Source organism: Pseudomonas brassicae (assembly GCF_010671725.1).
GTDB lineage: Bacteria > Pseudomonadota > Gammaproteobacteria > Pseudomonadales > Pseudomonadaceae > Aquipseudomonas > Aquipseudomonas brassicae.
In genome coordinates, this window is the sequence record NZ_JAAHBU010000555.1 from 1 (window position 1) to 2,926 (window position 2,926).

The following is a 2,926-nucleotide window of genomic DNA, read 5'->3' on the forward strand; positions in this document are numbered from 1 at the left end:
GCGCAACTGGTTGGCCGAGAGCTTCAGGCCGTTCCATCCGGCGACGTTGGCGGCCAGATCGACCAGCAGTTGACCCTGTGCGGCAAAGGTCATGGTCTTGCCTTGCAGCGGCTCGCCGGAGGCTTCGCCGCTGAGCTTCATGTCTTCGAACTGGTAGCGCTTGAGCCTGCGGTCGAAACGTAGTTCGCCGTTGAGCTCGGTGCGCGCGCGCAGCACGGGCTGGCCGGCACTGAAGAACGCGGTCATCTTCAGCGGGATATTGACCCCTTCGTGCACCGCACCGGTGCTCAGCTGGATGCTTTCGGCGCTGAAGGTCTGGCCGCTCTTGGCATCGCTGTACTGCACCTTGGCGTTGTTCACCGTGAGGCTGTCGATGTCCAGTTTTACCGGGCGATCGACTGCCGGCTTGGCCGGCACCTCGCCGGGTGCAGTTGCCGGCGCGCTGCCTTCGGTGGGCGCGGGGGTGCTGGCCGGCAGCGGCTTGCCGATGTCTTCCCAGTTGCCGTGGCCGTGCTCGTCGCGGGCCAGGGTCAGGTTCAGGCCTTCGACGCGCACGTCGCTCATCTGCACCTCGCGGCGCAGCAGCGGCAGTACGCGTACCGACAGGCCGAGCATCTGCAGGTCGGCGAACGGCACCTTGGGGTTGTTCAGCGTGGCGATGCTCGCCTCGTGCAGTTCCAGCCCCAGCCATGGGAACAGGCTCCAGCCGATGTCGCCGTTGAGCGTCAGCTCGACGTGGGCCTTGTCGCGTGCCAGCTGGCGGATCTCGTCTTTGTAGTCGTTGGGATCGAAGAGGTGGGTCAGGGCAAAGCCCAGCGCCACAATGATCAGCAACAACCCGAGAACCACCAGCCCCAGGATTTTGCCGAACGCTTTCATGGGCGAGTCCTTGTAGTCCGATAGGTAAAATTCAGCCGCAGAGTATAGCCCTGTGCAGGTGTCGCGGGCTCGACACGGCCAGGGTTTCGACAACAGAGCCGCGCGCAGTTCATTGGTCGGGCAGATCAGTTCTGGCAAAAATTGCGATATCAGTCTGATTCCAGCCGCTGCGGCAAATGCTACTCTTTCGCCGTTCTCAGGTCCTGCTGCGGCCATTTGTCGCGCACAGGTACGCCGCCGGATAAACGACGTGCAGCCGCCGGCAGCCAAAGTCGTGGGCGTCGTGCCTGGCTTGTGGAACATCCATATCACGAGGGGAAAACAACAATGAGCAGCAAAACGGCGGGCGACATCGCCACCACGCCCGGCTTCCTGTCCAAGGAACGCATCATGCCAAGGCCGGCTTCAACCGCTGGCTGGTGCCGCCGGCGGCGCTGGCGATTCACCTGTGCATCGGCATGGCCTACGGTTTCTCGGTGTTCTGGCTGCCGCTGTCGCAGGCCATCGGCATCAGCGCGCCGGTGGCGTGTGCGCCGGACATGAGCTTTGTGGCGCGTCTGTTCACCAGCACGTGCGACTGGCCGATCTCGATGCTGAGCTGGATCTACACGCTGTTCTTCGTTTTCCTCGGCTGTTCGGCGGCGATCTGGGGTGGCTGGCTGGAACATGCCGGGCCGCGCAAGGCCGGTGTGGTCTCGACCTTGTGCTGGTGCGGCGGCCTGCTGATCTCGGCGCTGGGGGTATACACCCACCAGCTCTGGCTGATGTGGCTGGGCAGCGGCGTGATCGGCGGCATCGGGCTGGGCCTGGGCTACATCTCGCCGGTCTCGACCCTGATCAAGTGGTTCCCGGACAAGCGCGGCATGGCCACGGGCATGGCGATCATGGGCTTTGGCGGCGGCGCGATGGTCGGTGCACCGCTGGCCGCGGCCTTGATGGGCCACTTTGCCGGGCCTGATGGCGTGGGTGTGTGGCAGAGCTTCGTGGTGATGGCGCTGATCTACTTCGTGTTCATGCTCGGTGGCGCGCTGGCCTACCGCGTGCCGCCGACCGGCTGGAAGCCTGCTGGCTGGATCGCACCCCAGAAAAAGGCCAGCAACGCGATGATTACCCATCGCCATGTGCACGTCAGTGTGGCGTGGAAAACCCCACAGTTCGTGCTGATCTGGCTGGTATTGTGCCTGAACGTGTCGGCCGGTATCGGCATCCTGGGCATGGCTTCGCCGTTGCTGCAGGAAGTGTTCGCCGGCAAGCTGCTGGGCAACGACCTGAGTTTCAGCCAGCTGAATGCCGCGCAACTGGGGCAGATCGCGGCCATCGCCGCCGGCTTCACCGGCTTGCTCAGCCTGTTCAACATCGGCGGGCGCTTCTTCTGGGCGTCGTTCTCCGACTACATCGGGCGCAAGAACACCTACTTCGCCTTCTTTGCCCTGGGCGTGGCGCTGTATGCACTGATCCCGAACATGGGCCACCTGGGCAACATTGCACTGTTCGTGGCGGCGTTCTGCATCATCCTGTCGATGTACGGTGGCGGGTTCGCCACGGTGCCGGCGTACCTGGCCGACCTGTTCGGCACGCAGATGGTCGGCGCCATTCACGGTCGCCTGCTGACCGCCTGGGCAGCGGCGGGGGTACTTGGCCCGGTGCTGATCACCTACCTGCGCGAGTATCAGCTGGCGCTGGGCGTGGAGCGCGCAGCGGCCTACGACATGACCTTGTACATCCTGGCCGGCCTGCTGGCGCTGGGCTTTGTGTGCAATGCGCTGGTGCGCCCGGTGGCCGACAAGCACTTCATGACCGATGCCGAACTGGCGGCCGAGCAGGCGCTGGGGCATGACAAGGGCGCCAATGGCACCACCGTGCTGGAGTGGAGCGCCGCGCCGGGCAGCCGGCCGCTGGTGGTTGCGGCCTGGCTGGCGGTGGGCATTCCGCTGGCGTGGGGGATCTGGGTGACCTTGCAGAAGACGGCGGTGCTGTTCCACTAAAAGCGTCGCTGGCAAGCCAGCTCCCACAGGGTTTTGTGTGCGCCGCAGAACCCTGTGGGAGC

Annotated in this window: 1 protein-coding gene and 1 pseudogene; one reads left to right on the forward strand and one right to left on the reverse strand. The window is 64.7% G+C overall.

Going from position 1 to position 2,926, the window contains the following annotated elements; translation table 11 throughout:
• Positions 1-879: AsmA family protein (locus G3436_RS25960; RefSeq protein ID WP_163951113.1), on the reverse strand; the 879-nt coding region annotated here is incomplete at its 3' end.
• 327 nt (positions 880-1,206) lie between these two features.
• Here G3436_RS25960 and G3436_RS25965 point away from each other — a divergent pair.
• Positions 1,207-2,864, forward strand: a pseudogene (locus G3436_RS25965) (OFA family MFS transporter).
• Positions 2,865-2,926 lie beyond the last annotated feature (62 nt).